At 60.6% G+C, this 1,621-nt stretch carries 2 protein-coding genes and 1 pseudogene; 1 reads left to right on the top strand and 2 read right to left on the bottom strand.

The features are described 5' to 3' along the window. Positions 1 to 370: pseudogene (locus tag IE94_RS41965) on the top strand (hypothetical protein); the annotation flags it as partial. On the opposite strand, the gene IE94_RS0134150 reads toward IE94_RS41965, so the two are convergent. Together IE94_RS0134150 and IE94_RS40720 are read right to left on the bottom strand one after the other, a co-directional pair. Further along, positions 302 to 1,354: a hypothetical protein gene (locus tag IE94_RS0134150; RefSeq protein WP_157849447.1), complete on the bottom strand. Its 1,053-nt coding sequence runs from the start codon at positions 1,352 to 1,354 to the stop codon at positions 302 to 304. The pseudogene IE94_RS41965 and the gene IE94_RS0134150 sit on opposite strands and share 69 nt — an antisense overlap. After that, a partial coding sequence (locus IE94_RS40720; RefSeq protein WP_209441114.1) for a hypothetical protein occupies positions 1,291 to 1,621 on the bottom strand: 331 nt, incomplete at its 5' end. The genes IE94_RS0134150 and IE94_RS40720, both read right to left, overlap by 64 nt.

The following is a 1,621-nucleotide window of genomic DNA, read 5'->3' as shown; positions in this document are numbered from 1 at the left end:
GCTCACCATCGAGCGCGTCCACCCGATCACCAGCCTGCCGCCCGGCGCGGTCACCGGCGCCCAGATCGCGGACTGGATCAGAGGCCACTGGAAGATCGAAAATCTTCTGCACCACGTCCGCGACCGCACGTTCCGCGAGGACGACTCCAAGATCCATGCCGGGCATCTCCCGCGCATCATGGCCGGCCTGCGCAACCTCGCCATCGGCGTCCACCGTCAGGACGGCCACACCAACATCGCCGCCGCCCTACGTCACCAGGCTCGCGAACCATTCGAGCGAATAGAGAACAGCCAGCCCGTGTTATCGGGTGCGAGCGTTGTCCAGGCCCGAGACGCCGGCCTCACGCATCTCGTCCAGATGATCCTGTGAAATCACTATATAGCCATTTCTGATTTTTTGGAGCCACTCGTAGGTCTGGGTTGTTTTCCCGACACTACGTAGCTTGAAATTGTATTTGCGGAGGATCTCCATGTGTTCTTCCGCGGTCAGCTTCTTCCTGTCCTCGGTGGTGCGAGCGTTGCCCAGGCCCTGGACGTTGGCCGCGCGCATCTCGTCCAGATGAACCTGCGATACCAGGACGCTGCCGGCTTTGACATCTGCGAACCACTGGTAGGTCTGCTGTGTGTCCCCGCCGGCACTCAGGACGAACTTGTTTTTGCGGAGGATCTCCATGTGCCCTTCCGCGGTCTGTTTCTTCTGGTCCTCGGTGGTGCGAGCGTTGGCCAGGCCCTGGACGTTGGCTGCGTGCATCTCGTCCAGATGAACCCGCGACACCGCGCTTCTGCCCGATTTGACACTGTTGAGCCAGCGGTAGGTCCGGTTTGTTTCCCCGGAGCTACGTGGCTTGAAGTTGTTTTTGCGGAGGATCTCCATGTGTTCTTCCGCGGTCAGCGTCTTCTGGTCCTCGGTGGTGCGAGCGTTGGCCAGGCCCTGGACGTTGGCTGCGTGCATCTCGTCCAGATGAACCCGCGACACCGCGCTCATGCCCAATTTGACCCTGGTGAGCCAGTGGTAGGTCCGGTTTGTTTCCCCGGAGCTACGTGGCTTGAAGTTGTTTTTGCGGAGGATTTCCATGTGTTCTTCCGCGGTCAGCGTCTTCTGGTCCTCGGTGGTGCGAGCGTTGTCCAGGCCCTGGACGTTGGCTGCGTGCATCTCGTCCAGATGAACCCGCGGCACCAGGGCGGTGCCGGCTTTGACTTTCTTGAGCCAGTGGTAGGTCCGGTTTGTTTCCCCGGAGCTACGTGGCTTGAAGTTGTTTTTGCGGAGGATCTCCATGTGTTCTTCCGCGGTCAGCTTCTTCCGGTCCTCGGCGGTGCGAGCGTTGTCCAGGCCCTGGACGTTGGCTGCGTGCATCTCTTGACTTTGTTGAGCCAGTGGTAGGTCTGGCGTGTTTCCCCGGAGCTACGTGGCTTGAAGTTGTTTTTGCGGAGGATCTCCATGTGCTCTTCCGCGGTCAGCGTCTTCTGGTCCTCGATGGCGCGAGCGTCGTCCAGGTCCGGGACGTTGGCTGCGCGCATTTCGTCCAGATGAACCTGCGGCACCGGGAGCGTGCCACGCCTGACCCGTTGGAGCCAGTCAGTGGTCCGTGGATTGTTGGATGTGTAGTTGTTCCTGCGGAAG

It is taken from the genome of Streptomyces violaceorubidus, assembly GCF_000717995.1.
GTDB lineage: Bacteria > Actinomycetota > Actinomycetes > Streptomycetales > Streptomycetaceae > Streptomyces > Streptomyces violaceorubidus.
Note: the sequence above shows the minus strand (reverse complement) of the source record. Positions and strands in the feature narration are given on the sequence as shown.